Origin of the sequence: Bradyrhizobium sp. NBAIM18 (genome assembly GCF_020193825.1) — a bacterium.
GTDB lineage: Bacteria > Pseudomonadota > Alphaproteobacteria > Rhizobiales > Xanthobacteraceae > Bradyrhizobium > Bradyrhizobium yuanmingense.
Window position 1 is genome coordinate 233,998 of sequence record NZ_JADYVO010000002.1, and the last position, 20,169, is coordinate 254,166.

A 20,169-nucleotide genomic window follows, 5' to 3' on the forward strand; every position below is an offset into this window, starting at 1 on the left:
GCACTTGTCTTTCCGTATCGAAGGCTACGTCATCGTCTCCGCGGACGGCATGCTCGCCGATCCGTCGCATATCATGCCTGAGACGTTGAAATTCGAAGGTGACCAGCGGTTCTTCGAGCAGGCGCTCGATCGCGCCGCGCTGATCGTGCACGGCCGCAACTCGCACGAGCAGCAGCCGAATTCGGCCAGGCGCAAGCGGCTGATCCTGACCCGCAAGATCAGGGACCTCACCGTCGATCCGGAGATGCCGAACGCGACGCTGTGGAATCCTGAGCATGCGAACTTCGAGCAGGCCTGCGCCTTCGCCGACGTCGCATCCGGCATGGTCGCCGTCATCGGCGGACCGGTCGTGTTCGACCTGTTCATGGACCGCTACGACACGTTCTGGCTGTCGGAGGCTCCGCATGTGCGGCTGCCCGCCGGCGAGGGCTGCTTCGTCGGCGTGCCCCAGCGGACGCCTCACGAGGTGCTGGCTGCGCACGGGATGAGGCCGGGTGCGCCCTACCTCCTCGACGCGGCGCATGAAGTGACCGTGACCCCGTGGCGGCGGGGGTAGCCTGCCCGGCAGTGGCGGCGCTTACGCCGGCTCCGACCCAAACTGGAAAAACAACCCCATGCACCGTACCGGCAACATCATACCGCTCCACATATTGCTGGTGTGCCGTGCTAAAATTGGTCCCGCCGCCGGCCAGCGCAAAGCCGGCTAGCATATTTGCCGAGACCCGATAATCGGCCCCGACGGCGGTCGTGGCGCTATAGCCGACGTCCGAGGCGCGGCGTCAATACGAGCCAGCAGCTGCGACACACCGCATCAATAGACTGAGACAAAAGAGCAAAAACTAACCCACGGCCAGAATGAGCGACGACTGCACGACGACTAGTCCGACGGACGCTTCCGGATTGAATGACGATGTCGCCCCGATATCGTCCCTGCTGCCGGTATTCGGCTTCAGCGCCGATCAGATGGAGACGGAGGCGAACATCGCAGCGTGGCGGGAAGCCGTCGCCACGCTGTTCGAGGTGGACGAGCTCGCCGCCGGCGAACCGGGCCCGTTTCGCGCCGACGTCAGCTCCTACGCCATGGGGCCGGTGCTGATCGGGCTGAGCCGTGCCAGCGGCCAGCGTTTCCGCCGGACGGCCGAAACGATCGCGCGCAGCGGCGTCGACCACATCATCCTCCAGCTCTATCTGAAGGGCGGCTATGACGGCGTTGCCGGCACACGGCCGATGCGCGTACGCGCCGGCGACATCTGCCTGTTCGATCTCGCCCAGACGCTGGAGACCAAGGCCACGGCGTTCGAGAATGTCACGCTGGTCGTGCCGCGCCCGATGTTCGCCGCCCATCTCTTGCGGGTCGATGATTTGCATGGCCTGGTCCTGCCGGGCAGCAGCGTGATCGCACGATTGCTGGCGGGGCATCTCACCGCCCTGTTCGAATTTGCGCCGCGCATGAGCCTCGACGAATGCCAATCCGTGGTCGAAGGCACGGTGTCGCTGCTGGCCGCGTGCCTTCGCAACGAAATCGAACGGGGCGAGGCCGACGCCGACCAAAGCGTCGCGGCAAGCCCGTCCTTGATGCGGATCCGCCAATATATCGAAGCTGGCCTTGCCAGCGAGGATCTGTCGGCCAATTCGATCGCCGCCCATTTCGGCCTGTCCCGGGCCTCGCTGTACCGGCTGTTCGCCCCGGTCGGCGGCATCGCCGACTACATCCGCAGCCGCCGGCTGCACCGCGCCTTCTTCGACCTCGCCAATTCGGGCGCGCGGGGCCCCCGGATCAGCGAGGTGGCACGGCGCTGGCAGCTCGGCACCGACGCGCACTTCACGCGCTCGTTCAAGGCCGCCTACGGCATCACGCCCCGCGCCGCACGGGAGGCCGCCCTGCTCGGCCGACAGCGCGGCAGCGATGGAGCGAGCAGCGCGACGATTTCCCGCTGGATGCGCGAGATCGCGCCGCCGACAGCGGAGTGACCGCTAGACGTCGCCGTAGGCCGCCTCAGCCGGGCGCGTGGTGCGGCCATAGCCGATGATCATGCAGAGCGCGCCGATGATCGAGAGGTTCTTGAGCGCGTCGACCAGCATCTTGGCGTTGTCGGGCGCCGCCATGTTCCAGAAATCGTAGAACAGGACGGTCGCGACGGCGACGTAGACGATCAGCAGCATCGCGAAGAAACGCGCGCCGAAATTCAGCGCGATCATCAGCCCTGCAATGATCTCGAGCCCGCCGATCGCGATCGCCAAGAGCTGCGGCGTGGTCATGGCGGTCGCCGTCTCGACCTGCTGGGCATAAGGCGCGACGACATCGGGCACCACGAGCTTGGTTGCGATGACGTCGGCGGTGGCCTGGACAGCAAAGAGCTTGGTCGCGCCCGTGTAGATGAACAGCACGGCGAACAGGATTCGCCCGAAAGTCACGAACGCTGGCATGATCGGCCTCTTGGCAAGCTCAGAGCACAGAACGCTTGAGGAGATTATGGAGAGTCCGTTTGGGCTTTTCAAACGGGGAAATGGCGAACTGATCGGAATTCAAAGTTGGCGCTCCCTAGCGGAATCGAACCAGCTGGGATGAGCTGAGTACTACTCTCTCGGCGTCATGGCCGGGCTTGACCCGGCCATCCACGAGCTGTCCCACCGCACAAAGAACGTGGATGCCCGGGACAAGCCCGGGCATGACGACTTCGTGGGACGTTGAGGCCTTACGTAAACAACGTCGGCTGCTGCCGCGAGGCGCGTTCCTGCGCTTCCACCACGGCCACGGCCGTCATGTTGAGGATGCCGCGCGCCGTCACCGAGGGGGTGAGGATATGCGCGGGCCGCGCCGGGCCGACCAGGATCGGGCCGACGGGCAGCGCGTCCGCCAGCGACTTGATCATCTGATAGGCGACGTTGGCGGTATCCAGGGTCGGCATGATCAGGATGTTGGCCTCGCCCTCCAGCTTGGAATGCGGCAGCACCATCCGTCGCGCAGCTGCGGAGAGTGCGGTGTCGCCCTGCATTTCGCCGTCGGCCTCGATCTCCGGATGCTTGTCCTTCAGAAGCTGGGTCGCCAGCCGCATCTTGCGCGAGGAATCCGTGTCGTAGCTGCCGAAATCCGAATGCGAGACGAAGGCGATCTTCGGCTTGATGTTGAAGCGCTGGACGTGGACCGCGGCGAGCGATGCGATCTCGGCAAGCTCCTCCGCGCTCGGATTGGGGCGAACTTGCGTGTCGGCGATGAAGAAGGCGCCTTTGCTGGTGATCAGTAGCGCCAGCGCCGCATAGTCGCCGATTCCAGGCGAGAAGCCGACGATCTCGCGGACATGGCGCAGATGGCTCATGTAGCGGCCCTCGACGCCGCAGAGCATCGCGTCTGCTTCCCCGCGCGTGACCGCGAGCGCGGCGATCACCGTGTTGTTGGTGCGCACCACGGTGCGGGCTGCATCCGGCGTCACGCCGCGGCGACCGGCGACCTCGACATAGGACTGCACGTAGGAGCGGTAGCGCGGATCGTCTTCGGGATTGACGAGGTCGAAATCCTTGCCGGCCCGGATCGAGAGCCCGAAGCGCTTGATGCGCGCCTCCACGACCGACGGACGGCCGACCAGGATCGGCCGAGCCAGCTTTTCCTCCAGCACGACTTGCGTTGCGCGCAGCACGCGCTCGTCCTCGCCTTCGGCATAGATCACGCGCACCGGCTGGGTCTTGGCCTTGGCGAACATCGGCTTCATGACGAGGCCGGAGCGGAAGGCGAAGCGCTCGAGCAGCGCGGTGTATTCGTCGAAATTGGTGATGGGGCGCGTTGCGACGCCCGATTCCATCGCCGCCTTCGCCACGGCCGGCGCGATGCGCAAGATCAACCTGGGATCAAAGGGGCTCGGGATCAGCGAGCCCGGACCGAAGCCCTGCGTCTCGCCGCTGTCGAAACCTTGCGCGACGGCATCCGACGGCGCCTCGCGCGCGAGCTGCGCGATGGCCTCGACGGCGGCCTGCTTCATCTCCTCGTTGATCGCGGTGGCGCCGACATCGAGCGCCCCACGGAAGATGAAAGGAAAGCACAGGACGTTGTTGACCTGGTTCGGGTAGTCGGAACGGCCGGTGCAGATCATGGCGTCGGGGCGCGCCTTGCGCGCCTCTTCCGGCATGATTTCCGGCACCGGATTGGCGAGCGCCATGATCAGGGGCTTGTCGGCCATCGCCTTGGCCATCTCCGGCTTGAGCACGCCCGGCGCCGAGAGCCCGATGAAGATGTCGGCGCCGCCGATGACGTCGGCGAGCGTGCGCTTGTCGGTCTTCTGCGCATAGACCGCCTTCCAGCGGTCCATCGAAGTGTTGCGGCCCTCGTGCACGAGGCCGTCGATGTCGCAGACCCAGATGTTCTTGCGCTGCGCGCCCATCGAGACCAGGAGATTGAGTGTCGCGATCGCCGCGGCCCCTGCCCCCGACGCGACGATCTTGACCTCGGACAGCTTCTTGCCGTTCAGCCTGAGGCCATTGGTGATGGCGGCGGCGACGATGATCGCAGTGCCGTGCTGGTCGTCGTGGAAGACCGGAATCTTCATGCGCTCCTTCAAGCGCGCTTCGATCTCGAAGCATTCCGGCCCGCGGATGTCCTCCAGATTGATGCCTCCGAAGGTCGGCTCCAGCGCGGCCACGGTCTCGACCACGCGGTCGATGGTGTCGGCGGCGATCTCGATGTCGAACACGTCGATGCCGGCGAATTTCTTGAACAGGACCGCCTTGCCTTCCATCACCGGCTTGGAGGCCAGCGGACCGATATTGCCGAGGCCGAGCACCGCGGTGCCGTTGGAGATCACGGCAACCAGGTTGGCGCGCGTGGTGAGCGTGGCCGCCTCGGCCGGATTCTTGGCGATCTCCGTGCAGGCCGCGGCTACGCCCGGCGAATAGGCCAGCGCGAGGTCGCGCTGGTTGGCAAGCGGCTTGCTTGCCTGGATCTCGAGCTTTCCAGGGCGCGGCAGACGGTGGTAGGCGAGCGCCGCCTGGTGGAGATCATCAGAATAGGACGACATGCGGTGTCTCGCCTCGCGTTACCGGCCCCAAAAATGCACGATTCGACGGGCCAAGCGGACCGTATTTCCGGGTCATGGAAACGGGATGAAGCACGGCCGAAGGCCCGGTGGCAACATCCGATTGCGTCCCCGTCAACAGGGCGCGCCGTCAAATATTTGAAACCATAGCTTTCTCTGGACCGCACGGCGTTTCGCGAATATGGCAGGTTGCGCGGTGCGAAACGAGCAACTGGAGCTGGGAATGAAGCGAATCCTGATCGGCCTGATCGTGGCTGCTGCGCTCGCTGCGGGAGGGTGGTTCGGCTTCAACCTCTATGTCCAGCATCGGGCGACCAGCGAGGTCGAGGCGGCGTTCGAGCGTCTCCGCGCAGGCGGCGGCAAGGCGAGCCATGGCAAGATCTCGTTCGAGCTCGCGACCCGGACGCTGACGATCGAGGACATTGCGGTCGAGCCTGCCCAAGCGCAGTTCGCCACCTTGAAGGTCGCCAAGATCACGGCCGTCGGTGTGCGCCAGCCGGACGAGGCCCGTTTCTCGGCCGACAACATCGATGCATCCGGGATCGAGGTCGGTTTCACGTCCACCGACCCGATTACCGTGAAGGCAAACTACGAGATCCCACAGATCAGCGCGCGTGATTTTTCCGGCCCGACCCGCGCAGACGGCCCGCCGTTGGCCGGCTCGATCATCGACATGTATCGCTTCGTCCTCGCGCAATACGCGACCATCTCTGCGTCGGAGATCGCGGTGCCGACCCTCACGGTCAACATCAATGCGGGCGGCAATGCCGGCGGCGGGGATTATGTCTATTCAGGTCTATCGGTCCAGAACCTCAACCGGGGCAAGATCGAAACGGCGAAGATGGACCGCGTCACCTATACGGTCGACCTGAGCCAGCCGGGCAAGCCCGCGAAGATGACCGGCGAATTGTCCGGCCTGGCCATCTACGAATTCGACCCAACCGCTGCGAGGGCCGCGCTCGATCCGCAAGGATCGAGCGACGACAATTTTCAAAGGATCTATCGGCGCATCTCGGTCAACTCCTATGTCGTCACCGCGGCGCCCGGCATGCGCATGCAGGTGGACGGTTTCACCTTCGACGACATTGCCATCCGGCCCTCGAAATTCCGGCCGGCCGAGATCATCGCGCTGGTGCCGGCCGACGGCTCGATCCCAACGCCGGCGCAGTCGCGCGACATGATCGCGAGAGTGGCTGATTTCTTCGAAAGCTTTCAGATCGGCAAGGCCGAAATCGGCCGACAAACGGCCGAGACGCCGCAAGGGACGGGACGGCTCGACGCGGTCAAATACGATCAGGACAGAATAACGCTGGAGGGCCTCGACATCCCGATGCCGCAGGGCCAGTTCAAGATGGACCGCTTCGCGTTGAAGTCCTTCAGCGTGGCAAATCTGATGCGCTGGGCGGCGAGCTTCCAAACGCCGGGACGGCCGCCCTCGCCCGATCAGATGGTCGGCCTATTCCGCGTGCTCCAAGGTGCCGAGATCAAGGGCGTGGTCTCGCCGTACAAGACGACGCGGCAGCTCTTCACCATCGATACGATCAGCCTGAACTGGGGGGAGTTCGTCGGGCCGATCCCGAGCAAGGTCAATCTGGTCGTGAAGATGGTCGCGCCGACCGATCCCGCCAATCCGGCGCTGCAGCCGCTGATCATGGCAGGCGTGGACAAGCTGGCGATCGATCTGGATCTCGGCGCGGCCTGGACGGAATCGTCGGGCGCGTTCGCGCTGGCGCCAGCCACGCTCGATCTCGGCAGCCTCGCCAGGCTGCAGACCCGCGTCGCGCTCGTCAATGTGCCGCGCGGCCTGTTCACGACCGACCCGGCGCAGGCGATGGGTCAGGCAGCGCTGGTCGAAACCGGCGCGCTTGAGGCCTCGCTGCGTGACGGCGGCGTGGTCGATCTCGTCGTGGCGCAGTTCGCACGCATGCAGAATGTCAGCCGCGATGCTGCCCGCAGCGCCATCGTCGCGATGATCAGGGCGCAAGGCGAGAAGATCGCAGGGATCAATAGCGATGCCAGGGGCGCGGTCGACGCGCTCGCCGGATTCGTGGAAGCGCCGGGGCAGACGCTGACCATCAAGCTGACGCCCCGCGCCAAGGTGCCGCTGATGCAATTGATGCAGCTCTCGCAAACCGACCCGCAGAGCGCGCTGGCGCAGTTCAGGATCGAGGCGTCTACGGGGCTGTAGGAGAGAAGCGCAGCTCTCTGCTCGTCATTGCTAGGAGCTCTTGCGACGAGCAATCCAGGCTGTCCCCGCGGGAAGATTCTGGATTGCTTCGCTGCGCTCGCAATGACGCTGAGGAGGCGGCACCCCCAATTCACTTCTGCGGCAGGTTCACCCGGATGTGCAGCTCGCGGAGCTGTTTCGTCGTGGCTTCCGACGGAGCGCCCATCAGGAGGTCCATGGCCTGCTGGTTCATCGGGAACAGCGAGATCTCGCGCAGATTCGTGGTGCCACAGAGCAGCATCACGATGCGGTCGACGCCCGCGGCCATGCCGCCATGCGGCGGGGCGCCGTACTGGAAGGCGCGGTACATGCCGCCGAAACGCTCGACCACTTCCTGCTCGCCGTAACCTGCGATCTCGAACGCCTTCACCATGGCTTCGGGCACGTGGTTGCGGATGCCGCCCGAGGCGATCTCGTAGCCGTTACAGGTGATGTCGTACTGGAACGCCTTGATCGTCAGCGGATCCTGCGACTTCAGCGCATCAAGCCCGCCTTGCGGCATCGAGAACGGGTTGTGCGAGAAGTCGACCTTCTTGTCGTCCTCGTTGTACTCGTACATCGGGAAGTCGACGATCCAGGCGAGTTCGAAGCGCTCCTTGTCGGTGAGGTTCAGTTCCTCGCCAACCTTGTTGCGGGCGAGACCTGAGAACTTCCAGAACTTGTCGGGATCGCCAGCGACGAAGAAGGCGGCATCGCCTTCTTTGACGCCGAGCTGCGCGCGGATCGCGGCGGTGCGCTCGGGCCCGATGTTGTTGGCGAGGGGACCGGCGCCCTCACCGCCTTCGCGCCACATGATGTAGCCGAGGCCGGGCTGGCCCTCGCCCTGCGCCCACGAATTCATGCGGTCGCAGAAGGCGCGGCTGCCGCCGCCCGCGGCCGGGATCGCCCAGACCTGGTTCTTGGGGTCCTCGAGCATGCGCGCGAACACCTTGAAGCCGGAGCCGCGGAAATGCTCGGAGACGTCCTGCATCTCGATGGGATTGCGCAGGTCCGGCTTGTCGCTGCCGTATTTGCGCAAGGCTTCAGCGAACGGAATCCGGCGCCACCCCTTGGTGACCGGCTTGCCCTTGGCAAACTCTTCAAAGACGCCGGTGATCACCGGCTCCATCGCCGCGAAGACGTCTTCCTGCGTGACGAAGCTCATCTCGACGTCGAGCTGGTAGAACTCGCCGGGCAGACGGTCGGCGCGGGGGTCCTCGTCGCGGAAGCAGGGCGCGATCTGGAAGTAGCGGTCGAAGCCCGACATCATCAACAGCTGCTTGTACTGCTGCGGCGCCTGTGGCAGCGCGTAGAACTTGCCGGGATGGATGCGCGACGGGACGAGGAAGTCGCGCGCGCCTTCCGGCGAAGATGCGGTCAGGATCGGCGTGTTGAACTCGAAGAAGCCCTGCCCCTCCATGCGCCGGCGCATCGACTTGATGATCTCGACGCGGGTCATGATGTTCTGGTGCAGCTTCTCGCGGCGCAGGTCGAGGAAGCGATACTTCAGGCGGATGTCTTCGGGATATTCCTGGTCGCCGAACACCGGCAGCGGCAGGTCGCCGGCCGGGCCCAGCACCTCGATCTCGGCGACATAGACCTCGACCTTGCCGGTCGGCAAATCGTCATTGTCGGTGCCCTCGGGGCGGCGGCGGACCTTGCCGTCCATCTTGACGACGAATTCCGAGCGCAGCTTTTCGGCCAGCGAGAACGCCGCCGAATCCGGATCGACCACGCACTGGGTCAGGCCGTAATGGTCGCGCAGGTCGATGAACAGCACGCCGCCATGGTCGCGGACGCGATGGACCCAGCCGGAGAGGCGGATGGTCTCGCCGATGTTGCTCTCGCGGAGCGCGCCGCATGTATGTGACCGGTAGCGATGCATGGTCGTCCCAAAATCAATGTCTGAAGGAAGCGAATCGAACGGCCCGTGATGGCCGGTCCGAAGTTGCGGCAGGGTTTACCCCGGCAGGACGGGGGCGGCAACCAAGGGAACGGCCGGATTTGGACCTCAGATGCCCATTTTTGGCTTATCCGCGGGCGAACCTTTGCCGATTGACGTTCCAGCCCTATCTTGAGGTCATGACGGTGCATTTCCCCTTCCAGAACTCCTATTCGGCGCTGCCGGACAACTTCTTCGCCCGCGTCGCGCCGACCCCCGTCGCCGCCCCCCGGCTGATCAAGCTGAACCGGCCGCTGGCGGTCCAGCTTGGGCTCGATCCAGACCTGCTGGAGACCCCGGAAGGCGCGGAAATCCTGGCCGGCAAGACGGTTCCCGCCGGGGCGGATCCCATCGCCATGGCCTATGCCGGGCACCAGTTCGGGCATTTCGTGCCGCAGCTCGGCGACGGCCGCGCCATCCTGCTCGGCGAGGTCATCGACAAAGACGGCGTCCGCCGCGACATCCAGCTCAAGGGATCTGGCCCCACCCCATTCTCCCGCCGCGGCGACGGCCGCGCGGCGCTCGGCCCGGTCTTGCGCGAATACATCGTCAGCGAGGCCATGTTTGCGCTGGGCATCCCGACCACGCGCTCGCTCGCCGCGGTCGTCACCGGCGAGCACGTCATCCGCGAGACCGCGTTGCCCGGCGCGGTGCTGACCCGCGTCGCCTCCAGCCACATCCGCGTCGGCACCTTCCAGTTCTTCGCCGTCCGCCGCGATACCGAGGCGATCCGCCGGCTCGCCGATCACGTCATCACGCGCCATTATCCGGACCTGCTCCACGGCGAGCGGCCGTATCACGCGCTGCTCGCCGCCGTGGTCGCGCGCCAGGCCGAGCTGATCGCACGCTGGCTGCTGGTCGGCTTCATTCACGGCGTGATGAACACCGACAACAGCTCGATCTCGGGCGAGACCATCGATTATGGCCCGTGCGCGTTCATGGATTCCTACAATCCTGCCCAGGTGTTCTCCTCGATCGACGAGATGGGCCGCTACGCCTATGCCAACCAGCCGCGCATCGGCTTGTGGAATTTGACGCGGCTTGCCGAATGCCTGCTGCCGCTGTTTTCGGGCGACCAGGAGAAGGCCGTCGCCGAAGCCCAGGACATTCTCGGCGCGTTCTCCGACCAGTTCAGCGCGGCCTATCAGGCCGGCTTGCGCAGGAAGGTCGGCCTGTTCACGGAGCGCGACGGCGACGATGCGCTGATCCAGGACCTGCTCGACGCCATGGCCAAGAACCAGGCCGACTTCACCCTCACCTTCCGCAAGCTGGGTGAGGCCGCCGGTGACGAGGCTGCCGACGTGCGTGCCCAGTTCATGGAGCCCGCAGCCTTCGACGAATGGGCCGGCCGCTGGCGCGCACGCATCGCGCTGGAGCCGCAAAGCCCAGCCGAGCGGCAGGCCGCCATGCACGCGGTCAACCCGATCTTCATCCCGCGCAACCACCGCGTCGAGGCCGTGATCCAGGCCGCGGTGAACGACGACGATTACGCGCCGTTCGAGGAGCTGGTGCAGGTGCTGGCGAGGCCGTTCGACGACCAGCCGGAGTATGCGGCCTACGCCGATCCGCCGCTGCCGGACCAGCGCGTGTTGCAGACGTTCTGCGGGACGTGAGGCGGGTCCGCCGCGCACCACCATCTCTAATTGATCAACTGCATGGATTGTTCCTTGCGCGGTCCATTCCCGTCGCGCAGGCCTTGTGGAAACGTCCCGCCCGCGGGAACCGCTGTCATCAAACTGAAACACACGCGCTCTAACGGGCTGACAGCGCCGTCTTGCCGGAGGCGCAGATCCTCCCACCGTCCCGATTTAGGCGCGCCATGCCCTTCAAATTCATCCACCTCACCGACACGCATCTCGCGAATCCCGGCTCGATGCTCTACGGCCTCGATCCGCGCGCCCGGCTGGATGCGGCGATCGCCGACATCAACAAGCACCAGTCCGACGCTGCGTTTGCGGTCGTGACCGGCGATCTCACCCATTGGGGCGAGCCTGAGTCCTACGCCAACTTCGCCGAGGCGATGACGGCGTTGAAGATTCCCTACATCGCGATGGTCGGCAATCACGACAAGCGCGTCACCTGCCTGGACGCGCTGAAGGCGGCGCCGCGCGATGCCCACGGCTTCGTGCAGGGCACGCGCACCACCGAGCACGGCCTGTTCGTCTTCCTCGACACGCTGGACGAGACCAGCCATGCCGGCGAGATGTGCACAAAGCGCCTCGGCTGGCTGGCGAGCACGCTCGCCGCCGCGCCTGCCGACCAAGAGCTCGTCGTGTTCATGCACCATCCGCCGTTCCCGGTCGGCGTCCACGCCATGGACGAGATCGCGCTGAAGCAGAGCGCCGAATTCGCGGAAGTCATCGCGCCCTATCGCGCGCGGATCCGCCACCTTTTCTTCGGCCATGTGCACCGGCCGATCTTCGGCAGCTACGGCAAGATCCCGTTCTCGACGCTGCGCGGCACCAACCACCAGGTCTGGTTCGAGCTCGACGTTGCGGCCAGCGAGCATCTCGCCAGCCACGAGCCGCCGGCCTACGGCGTCGTGCTGATCGACGACGAGAACCTCGTCGTGCACAGCCACGATTTCCTCGACCAGAGTCTGCGCTTCCCCTTCGAGCCACCGGCGGGAGTGGACGGCCGCGACTACGCGCTCAATTTCCGGGCGCGATGAGATGAGCCTCGCTGAACCCGCGGCTCTCCCGGTCGCGACGTCGGCGGCACCGCGTCTACACGTCCTGAAACGGTTCACGAGCCGCTTCAAGGCCTCGCTGCCGGCCTATCTGCTGCTCCTGCCCTCGCTGGTCTTCCTCGCGCTGTTCACCTATGGCGCGATGGGGCGCGTGCTGATCGATGCGCTCTATCAGCGCGCGACGCCGAAGGCGCCGGTGCGTTTCGTCGGCTTCGACAACATCAGCGCGGTGCTCGCCGACCCCGCCTTCGCAGGCGCCGTCGTCAACAATTTGATCTACGCCTTCGGCACGGCGGTGCCGAGCATCGCGCTGGCACTGCTGTTCGCGCTGGCGCTGTCGCGCACCAACGCCGTGACCAGCGCGCTGCGCGCTGCACTGTTTCTGGCGGTGCTGATCCCCATGGTTGCGGCGTCCGCACTCTTCCTGTTCATCTTCCTGCCGAATGTCGGCCTGCTCGACTATTACATCGGCCGGCTGCTGCCGGTGCTGCCGAACTGGCTCGGCGACGGCGACATCGCGCTCTACGCGATCATGGTCATCACGGTCTGGAAGAACGCCGGCTATTACATGCTGTTCTTCCTCGCCGGCCTCCAGGCCGTGCCCGAGGACGTGATGGAGGCCGCGCATCTCGACGGCGCCGGACCGTATCGGCGGCTGCGCCACATCATCCTGCCGGAGCTCAAGCCCACCTTCCTGTTCGTCACCGTCATCGCCACGCTGAATGCGGTGACGCAGGTCGACCACGTCTTCGTCATGACCCAGGGCGGGCCGTCCAACGCGACCAATCTCGTGCTGTTCTACATCTACCAGCAGGCGGTCGAGCACTACGACATCGGCAAGGCCTCGGCGGCGACGCTGCTGACGCTGGCCGCGCTGATGGCCCTCACCGCGCTGTCCTTCCGCACCATGGCGAACCGCGAGGGCGGGCCATGAAGCTGTTTGATACGCTGTGGAAGGACGCCCCGCTCGCCACCCGCGGCGAGATCACGCCCAAGCTCGGCTTCGCCCTGACCGTGCTGCTCGCAATGGTCTGGCTGATCCCATTCCTGTGGATGGTCGTTGCGACGCTGCGGCCGGCCTCCGACGGCATCAACGCCATGGCCGAGCTGATGCCGAGCCTCAAGCCCACGCTCGACAATGTCAGGGATGCCTGGGAGATCGGCGACTTCCCGCGCTACACGTTCAACACTACGATTATCTGCACCGGCATCCTCCTGGTGCAGTTCGTCACGATCACGCTGGCGGGCTTTGCCTTCGCGCGCCTCGATTTCGCCGGCAAGACGCCGATCTTCTACCTGTTCCTGATGCAGCTGATGCTGGTGCCGGTGCTGCTGATCGTGCCGAACCTGTCGCTGGTGGCGCAGCTCGGTCTCTACGACACGCTCACCGGGGTGATGATGCCGTTCTTCGCCTCGGCCTTCGGCACCTTCCTGATGCGCCAGGCGTTCGAAGCCATTCCGACCGAGCTGGAAGACGCCGCGCTGATCGATGGCGCCGGTCTGTTCCAGCGCATCCGCCACATCTACGTGCCGCTGTCGATGCCGAGCTTCTCGGCCTTCGCCATCATCTCCGTGACCAGCCACTGGAACGACTTCCTGTGGCCGCTGATGGTGATCAATTCGCCGGACAAGCGCCCACTCACGATCGGCCTCTCCGTTTTCACCAAGACCGCCGAAGGCACGCAGGCCTGGGGCACGATCGCCGCGGGCACGCTCATGGTGATCGCGCCTCTGCTCGTCGCCTTCCTGATCTTCCAGAAACGCTTCATCAGCTCTTTCGTCACCTCAGGCATCAAATAGGAGATTTTCCGATGCTGTTCTCCCGCAGGCTCATGCTCGGCCTTGCCATGGTAGGCACCATGGCAGGCGCCCTCGCCGTTCCGGCCAAGGCCGAAGGTCCGACCGAGGTCGACCTGTTCTTTCCCGTCCCCGTCGACGGCAAGCTCGCCCGCGACATGGGCACCCTGATCAAGGAGTTCAACGAGACCCATCCCAACGTCAAGGTGACCGCGGTCTACACCGGCTCCTATGACGACACGCTGATCAAGACCCGCGCCGCGATCAAGGCCGGCAAGCCGCCGGCCGCCGTGATCATGTCGGCGAACTTCCTGCTGGACATGCAGATCGAGAACGAGCTCACCAATCTCGATGTGCTGATCAAGGCCGACGGCACCACCAAGGAGCAGTTCCTCGGCCAGTTCTTCCCGGCGCTGCACGGCAATGCCGTGATCAACCGCTCGGTCTACGGCGTGCCCTTCCACAATTCGACGCCGCTGCTCTACATCAACGCCGACAAGGCCAAGGAAGCGGGCCTTGATCCGAGCAAGCCGCCGCAGACCTGGGCCGAGCTCACCGACTGGGCCAAGAAGCTGACCAAGCGCGAGGGCGACAAGGTGACCCAATGGGGCATCGCGATCCCCTGCGCCTACGACTATTGCGGCTGGATGATGGAAACGCTCACCATGAGCAATGGCGGCCGCTACTACAACGAGGAGTTCGGCGGCGAGGTCTATTACGACACGCCCTCGATGCTGGGTGCACTGACCTGGTGGAACGACCTCATCTACAAGCACAAGGTCCACACGCCCGGCGCTACGCCCGGCCCTGCCGTCAGCACCTCCTTCATCTCGGGCAATGCCGCGATGATGATGCTGTCGACGGGCTCGCTCACCTACGTGCGCGACAACGCCAAGTTCGCCTACAAGGTCGCCTTCATCCCGCGCAACGTCCGCAACGCGGTGCCGATCGGCGGCGCCTCCCTGATCATGCCGGCCGGGTTAGAGGCCGACAAGCAGAAGGCCGCCTGGACGCTGATCAAGTGGATGACTTCGCCCGAGAAGAGCGGCTGGTGGAGCCGCGCCACCGGCTATTTCGCGCCGAACATGGCCGCCTACAAGACGCCCGAGATGGTCGAATTCCTGGGCAAGAACCCGGACGCCAAGACCGCCGTCGAGCAGCTCGACGTCGCAAAGCCCTGGTTCGCGACCTACAAGACCGTGCCGGTGCGCAAGAACCTCGAGGACGAGGTGATGCTGGTCCTCAACGGGAAGAAGCAGCCGAAGGAAGCGTTGGTAGCCGCGCAGAAAGCCGCCGACGAGACGCTGAAGCCGTACAACGCGGAGACGTCGCTGAAGCTGCCGTAAAATCGGCAGTCCATCGCACAAACAAGCTTCGGCGCCCCTCATGCGGGGCGCCGAATACGTTGGGAATGCGCTCGATCAGATCGTCACAACGATCTTGCCGAACTGATCGTTCGACTCCAGAAACCGATGCGCTTCGACGATGTCCTCGAAGCGGAACGTCCTGGCGATGACCGGCTGCAAGGTGCGATCCGACAGCCCGTCGAGAATGAACGCCTTGGCCTGCGCGAGGCGCGCGGGATCGCGGATGATCTCGTGCACGAGGTAGCCGCGCAACACCAGGCTCTTCGTCAACGCGTTGAAGAGCGGAAACGGCGTCGGCTCAGGACTCAATCCACCATATTCGATCAGGATTCCGCCCGGCGACATGGCCGCGGTCAGCGGCTCGAACGCGGGACCACCGACGGCGTCGAAGACGACGCGGACCCCGTTAGATCCGGCGATCGCCTCCAGCCGCGCCCGAATGTCGTCTTCGTCCGAGGCGACGACATGGGCCGCGCCGGCATCGCGCAAGGCCCCAAGCTTGGCCGAGGTCCGTGTCAGCGCGACCGTCGTCGCGCCGACCCGGTTCGCAATCTGAATGGCCGCGATCCCGACGCTGCTGGATGCAGCGGTGATGGCGACGATGTCCCCTCGGCCAAGTCGGGCGATGTCGACCAAAGCGCCGTAGGCCGTCAGATACTGCATCCACACGGCCGCCGCCTTCTTGAAGCCGAGCTCCGGCGGATGTTTCACGATGAGTTCGGCCGGAAACGTCGCGAGCTCGGCATAGGCCGGCCATCGCACCATCGACAGCGGCGGCACGATGCTCACGATATCGCCCGGCACAAAGCTCGTCACATCGTCCCCGACCGCTTCGACGATGCCGGCCGCCTCGAGACCCAGCCCCGACGGAAATGTCGCGCGCTCGATATAGGTCCCCCTTCGCAACAAGGCCTCGGCGCGATTGAGGCCGAGTGCCTTGACCCGGATCTGCACCTCGCCCGTCGCCGGTGGCGGAACATCGATGGTTTCGATGCGCAGCACGTCGGGACCACCATGGCGATAAAAGCGAACGGCGCGGGCCATGGATGCACTCCAAAACAGTTGAACTGAATAGAGCTATGCCGATCCGTGCGAGGAGGATAAATCGCCCAAGCAAGCCAACAGTCGAAACCAGGAGTTTTCAATCATGGACCGCCTGACCAGCATGGCCGTGTTCGTCAGGGCCGTCGATCTCGGCTCGTTCGCGGCTGCGGCCGATGCCCTGGAGATGTCGGGGCCGATGGTTGGCAAGCACGTCCGTTTCCTCGAAGAGCGCCTCGGGGCACGCCTCCTCAACCGCACCACGCGGCGCCAGAGCCTGACCGACGCCGGCCAGGCCTACTACGAACGCTGCCGCGCGGTGCTGAGCGAGGCCGAAGCCGCAGATAGCGTCGTTGCCGACCAGCTGTCGGAGCCGCGCGGCAGGCTGCGCGTCACCATGCCGGCCCTGCTGGGACGGCACTGCATTGCGCCGTTGCTGATGAAGCTCGCGCGGAAATATCCGCATCTCGAACTCGACCTCTCGTTCGGCGATCCGATTGCCGACATCGTCGAGGCCGGCTACGATCTGGCAATCCGAACCGGCGATCTCGACGACCAGTCCGGCCTGATCGCACGGCGCATCGCAAGCCAGCGCATGGTGGTATGTGGCGCGCGGTCGTATTTGCGCACGAGCGGTAAGCCGAAATCGCTCGACGATCTCGCCGCCCATCAAGCGATCATCTATCGCGGCTCAGGGCGTGTCCGGCCGTGGCTCTTTCCGCAGGAGGGCGGGCCTCAGCGCGAGATCATGCCATCGGGCCGGCTCCGACTTGACGACCTGGAGGCGATTGCCGATGCCGCGGCACAAGGCATGGGTCTCGCCTGGCTACCCTATTGGCTGGTCCGCGAGCGCCTCGATACGGGTGCGCTGGTCTATCTCTTCAGCAGTCAGCCCCCATTCCTCTACGAGTGCCACGCTCTCTGGCCGCGCTCACCCCGGCTGCCGCCGAAGGTGCGCGCCGCCGTGGACATCCTCGCGACCGGCTTGCCGAAGCTGATGGTGTGACCATGGCTGCGGCCAATTAACTTCTCGTCCACCATCCGGCCCGACCTGGCGCCGGTAACCACGAGCATTAACAGACCCTCAACGCACCCCCGACAAATCTATCAATGTTTCTGGAGATTTCGCCGTGGATCTGTTGGTTTTCGAGTTCCTGGGATTGGCCTTGGTCGCCATGTGCGTGATCGTGGTTGCGCTGCCCTGCGCCCGCAAATCCTCGGACCGGATCCGTTACGAATAGGAATTTCGTCGGAAAGAGACGATTCCGGCCCGATGCAAGGCTCGAATTTGCTCAGAGCCCCTTGACATCACAGCACTTTCGGCGGAACGGCTGATACCAAGTGTCATGGGCCGTTCATGGATTTAATTACCACCACCGCTGACCTCGCGGCTGCCTGCAGCCGGCTGGCCAAGCACCCCGTCATAACAGTCGATACCGAATTCCTGCGCGAGACCACTTATTACCCGCTGCTGTGCGTGGTGCAGATGGCCAGCGCCGAGGAAGCCGTGGTCATCGACACCCTGGCCGAGGGGATCGATCTCAAGCCGTTCTTCGAGCTGATCGGCAACGAGGGCGTGCTCAAGGTGTTTCACGCCGCCCGCCAGGACATTGAGATCATCTGGCACCAGGCGGGCATCATCCCGCACCCGGTGTTCGACACCCAGGTGGCTGCGATGGTGCTCGGTTACGGCGACAGCATCGCCTATGACGCCCTGGTCGAGAAGGTCACCGGCCACCGCCCGGACAAGACCCACCGCTTCACCGACTGGTCGCGCCGGCCACTGACCAAGGAGCAGATGCATTACGCGGTCTCCGACGTCACCCATCTGCGCGACGTGTTCGCCGCGCTCGACGCCGACCTGAAGAAGCGCCGCCGCAGCGAATGGGTCTCCATCGAGATGGAGGTCCTGACCTCGCCCCGCACCTATGATTTCCATCCCGAGCGCGCCTGGGAGCGGCTGAAGACGCGGGTCCGCAAGCCCAAAGACCTCGCGGTGCTGATGGAGGTCGCGGCCTGGCGCGAACAGGAGGCGCAGAGCCGCGACGTGCCGCGCGGCCGCGTGCTGCGCGACGAAGCCGTCACCGACATCGCGACCCACGCGCCGACCACGCTGGAGAAGCTCGCCCATCTGCGCTCGGTGCCGAAGGGGTTCGAGAAATCCAAATGGGGCGCGGACATCATCGCCGCGGTCGAGCGGGGGCTGGCGCGGGACTTCTCGAAGCTGCCCAAGCTGGAGAAACCGCGCAACAATTCCAACGGCGCCGCCATCGTCGAGCTGTTGAAGGTGCTGTTGCGGATGACCGCCGAGCGCCACGCGGTCGCAAGCAAGGTGATCGCGACCGTCGACGACCTAGAGGAGATCGCGGCGGACGATGAGGCCGACGTGCCCGCCTTGCGCGGTTGGCGCCGCGAGCTGTTCGGCGACGCCGCGCTGAAGCTCAAGCGCGGCGAGCTCGCGCTCGCGATCGAGAAAGGCCGCGTGATCGGGGTGCAGCGGGCGTAGGGCTTCGTCGCTTCCGCAGCGTCATTGCGAGCGCAGCGAAGCAATCCAGAGTCTTTCCCCGGAGGCAGCCTGGATTACTTCGCGGAGCCTGTCATCGGGCCGCGCTTTGCGCGGACCCGTTGGCTCGCAATGACGGGAATTTGACGCGACAGCGTGCCTTACGCCGGCGTCAGCTTCGCCACTTCGCTCTTCATGTCGTTCAGCACGCCGGAGATCGCGTCCACCAGTTCGTCGATCTGGGCCTTGGTCGTGATCAGCGGCGGGCAGATCGCGATAGCATCGAGCATGTTGCGCGAGATCACGCCGCGCTCCTGGAGCATGCGGCTGGCGATGCCGCCGACGGCGCCCGGCGTAGTGGCGGCGGTCTTGCGCGCCTTGTCGAGCACGAGCTCGAGCGCGGCGATCATGCCGACGCCGCGAACCTCGCCGACCAGCGGGTGGCTGGCGAGTTCACGCAAGCGGCCCTGCATGTAGCCACCGAGCTCGGCCGCGTGTGCGACGAGGCCGCGCTCCTCGATGATCTTGAGGTTCTCCAGCGCAATCGCCGAGCCGACCGGATGGCCGCCCGCGGTGAAGCCGTGGCCGAGCACGCCGATCTTGTTGCTCTCGTCCGCGATCGGCTCGAACATGCGGTCGTTCAGGATGATCGCCGAGAGCGGGAAATAGCTCGATGTGATCTGCTTGGAGACGACGATCGCATCGGGCTTGATGCCGTAGGTCTCGCAGCCGAACATCTTGCCAGTGCGGCCGAAACCGCAGATCACCTCGTCGGCGACCAGGAGAATGTCGTACTTCTTCAGGACCTTCTGGATCTTGTCCCAATAGGTCGCCGGCGGCACCACGACACCGCCCGCCCCCATCACCGGCTCGCCGAAGAACGCCGCGATCGTATCCGGCCCTTCCTTCTGGATCAGGGCGTCGAGCTCCTCGGCCCGGCGCGTGGCGAAGGCTTCCTCGCTCTCGCCGGGGGCGCCGTCCTTGTAGAAGTGCGGCGAGCCCGTATGCAGGATGTTCGGCAGCGGCAGGTCGAACGAGCGGTGGTTGTTCGGCAGGCCCGTGAGGCTGGCGGATGCGATGGTGACGCCGTGATAGGCACGCAGGCGGCTGATCACCTTCTTGCGCTGCGGTTGGCCGAGCGCATTGGAGCGATAGGCGATCAGCTTCAACACGGTGTCGTTCGCTTCCGAGCCGGAATTGGTGAAGAACACCTTGCTCATGGGCACCGGCGCGAGCGCGACCAGTTTCTCGGCGAGGTCGATCGAGGGACCGTGCGATTTGGCGGAGAACGTATGGTAGAACGGCAGCGCCTGCATCTGCTTGTGCGCCGCCTCGACCAGTCGCTTCTCGTTGAAGCCGAGCCCGACGCTCCACAGGCCCGCCATCGCTTCGAAATAGCGCTTGCCCGACGCGTCGAAGACGTAAGGCCCCTCGCCGCGCTCGATCACCAGTGGACCGGCCTGCTGATGCGTGCGCGCATTGGTGTAGGGATGGAGCTGATAGGCCACATCCCGGGCCTCTTGCGAATTGGGCAGCATGGACATTTGATGATCCCTAAAAGCGTCACGCCGCCGGCGGGCCGGCGTCATCACTCGATGGC

At 65.1% G+C, this 20,169-nt stretch carries 15 protein-coding genes; 10 read left to right on the forward strand and 5 right to left on the reverse strand.

All coding sequences use genetic code 11. The annotated features are described in order from the left end of the window. Window positions 1-4: 4 nt before the first annotated feature. Together I6F17_RS05150 and I6F17_RS05155 are read left to right on the forward strand one after the other, a co-directional pair. Window positions 5-556, forward strand: a complete 552-nt coding sequence (locus I6F17_RS05150; protein WP_225128482.1) for a dihydrofolate reductase — start codon at window positions 5-7, stop codon at window positions 554-556. 299 nt (window positions 557-855) lie between these two features. Then, complete coding sequence (locus I6F17_RS05155) at window positions 856-1,971, forward strand: helix-turn-helix domain-containing protein (RefSeq protein ID WP_225128480.1); 1,116 nt, start codon at window positions 856-858, stop codon at window positions 1,969-1,971. Between the two features lie 3 nt (window positions 1,972-1,974). Here the strand turns inward: I6F17_RS05155 and I6F17_RS05160 are convergent, their stop codons facing one another. Both I6F17_RS05160 and I6F17_RS05165 read right to left on the reverse strand, forming a co-directional pair. After that, window positions 1,975-2,427: a DoxX family membrane protein gene (locus I6F17_RS05160; RefSeq protein WP_036033934.1), complete on the reverse strand. Its 453-nt coding sequence runs from the start codon at window positions 2,425-2,427 to the stop codon at window positions 1,975-1,977. Window positions 2,428-2,696: 269 nt separating this feature from the next. Then, entirely contained in the window at window positions 2,697-5,006 is a 2,310-nt protein-coding gene (locus I6F17_RS05165) for an NADP-dependent malic enzyme (RefSeq protein WP_225128478.1), read from the reverse strand. A 241-nt stretch (window positions 5,007-5,247) separates the two neighbouring features. On the opposite strand from I6F17_RS05165, the gene I6F17_RS05170 reads away from it, so the two are divergent. Beyond that, window positions 5,248-7,212: a hypothetical protein gene (locus I6F17_RS05170; RefSeq protein ID WP_225128476.1), complete on the forward strand. Its 1,965-nt coding sequence runs from the start codon at window positions 5,248-5,250 to the stop codon at window positions 7,210-7,212. Window positions 7,213-7,342: 130 nt separating this feature from the next. Here the strand turns inward: I6F17_RS05170 and aspS are convergent, their stop codons facing one another. Further along, window positions 7,343-9,115: an aspartate--tRNA ligase gene (gene aspS, locus I6F17_RS05175; protein WP_225128466.1), complete on the reverse strand. Its 1,773-nt coding sequence runs from the start codon at window positions 9,113-9,115 to the stop codon at window positions 7,343-7,345. Window positions 9,116-9,312: 197 nt separating this feature from the next. On the opposite strand from aspS, the gene I6F17_RS05180 reads away from it, so the two are divergent. The 5 genes from I6F17_RS05180 to I6F17_RS05200 all read left to right on the forward strand — a co-directional run bounded on the left by I6F17_RS05180 (window position 9,313) and on the right by I6F17_RS05200 (window position 15,004). Then, on the forward strand, window positions 9,313-10,785 hold the full coding sequence (locus tag I6F17_RS05180; protein ID WP_225128464.1) for a protein adenylyltransferase SelO: 1,473 nt from the start codon (window positions 9,313-9,315) through the stop codon (window positions 10,783-10,785). A gap of 206 nt (window positions 10,786-10,991) precedes the next feature. After that, a complete protein-coding gene (locus tag I6F17_RS05185) occupies window positions 10,992-11,843 on the forward strand; it encodes a phosphodiesterase (protein ID WP_225128463.1) in 852 nt (283 codons plus the stop codon). Window position 11,844: 1 nt separating this feature from the next. Continuing rightward, a complete protein-coding gene (locus I6F17_RS05190; protein WP_225128461.1) occupies window positions 11,845-12,795 on the forward strand; it encodes a sugar ABC transporter permease in 951 nt (316 codons plus the stop codon). After that, window positions 12,792-13,661 (forward strand): carbohydrate ABC transporter permease, encoded by an 870-nt coding sequence (locus tag I6F17_RS05195; RefSeq protein ID WP_225128459.1) that lies wholly within the window; start codon window positions 12,792-12,794, stop codon window positions 13,659-13,661. The genes I6F17_RS05190 and I6F17_RS05195 overlap by 4 nt, the downstream gene beginning before the upstream one ends. Window positions 13,662-13,672: 11 nt before the next feature. Further along, on the forward strand, window positions 13,673-15,004 hold the full coding sequence (locus tag I6F17_RS05200; RefSeq protein ID WP_225128456.1) for an ABC transporter substrate-binding protein: 1,332 nt from the start codon (window positions 13,673-13,675) through the stop codon (window positions 15,002-15,004). 75 nt (window positions 15,005-15,079) lie between these two features. Here I6F17_RS05200 and I6F17_RS05205 read toward each other — a convergent pair whose 3' ends face one another. Beyond that, complete coding sequence (locus I6F17_RS05205) at window positions 15,080-16,069, reverse strand: zinc-dependent alcohol dehydrogenase family protein (RefSeq protein ID WP_225128454.1); 990 nt, start codon at window positions 16,067-16,069, stop codon at window positions 15,080-15,082. A 103-nt stretch (window positions 16,070-16,172) separates the two neighbouring features. Between I6F17_RS05205 and I6F17_RS05210 the strand changes: the two genes are divergently transcribed. Together I6F17_RS05210 and rnd are read left to right on the forward strand one after the other, a co-directional pair. Next, complete coding sequence (locus I6F17_RS05210; RefSeq protein ID WP_225128452.1) at window positions 16,173-17,072, forward strand: LysR family transcriptional regulator; 900 nt, start codon at window positions 16,173-16,175, stop codon at window positions 17,070-17,072. A gap of 351 nt (window positions 17,073-17,423) precedes the next feature. Continuing rightward, window positions 17,424-18,572 (forward strand): ribonuclease D, encoded by a 1,149-nt coding sequence (gene rnd, locus I6F17_RS05215; RefSeq protein ID WP_225128450.1) that lies wholly within the window; start codon window positions 17,424-17,426, stop codon window positions 18,570-18,572. A 158-nt stretch (window positions 18,573-18,730) separates the two neighbouring features. On the opposite strand, the gene I6F17_RS05220 is transcribed toward rnd, so the two are convergent. After that, the gene (locus I6F17_RS05220) at window positions 18,731-20,113 is read right to left on the reverse strand and encodes an aspartate aminotransferase family protein (RefSeq protein ID WP_036022740.1); all 1,383 of its coding nucleotides are present in this window, start codon (window positions 20,111-20,113) and stop codon (window positions 18,731-18,733) included. Window positions 20,114-20,169 lie beyond the last annotated feature (56 nt).